A 258-nucleotide genomic window follows, 5' to 3' on the forward strand; every position below is an offset into this window, starting at 1 on the left:
CTTTGTGTGGCACATAATAACGAAATCATCGGCATATCGAATGAGTTGTCCTAGATGGGAGAACCTCTTTATCCAAAGAGTGTCCATTACATTTAGATAGATGTTTGACAATAATGGCGAAATGACGCCGCCCTGAGGTACGCCGGTGTCGGAGTCACGGAAATGGCCATCTTCCATGACACCTGCTTCTAACCATTTGCGAATGAGTTTTAATACTCTTCTGTCACTGATTTTCAATTCAATGAGTTTCATCAGCTT

Annotated in this window: 1 protein-coding gene; it reads right to left on the reverse strand. The window is 42.2% G+C overall.

Going from position 1 to position 258, the window contains the following annotated elements; all coding sequences use genetic code 11:
• Positions 1-258: reverse transcriptase domain-containing protein (locus tag RYX56_RS23520; protein ID WP_317124277.1), on the reverse strand; the 258-nt coding region annotated here is incomplete at both ends.

Origin of the sequence: Alkalihalophilus lindianensis (assembly GCF_032843265.1) — a bacterium.
In the GTDB taxonomy this organism is placed as follows: Bacteria; Bacillota; Bacilli; order Bacillales; family Bacillaceae_D; genus Alkalihalophilus; species Alkalihalophilus lindianensis.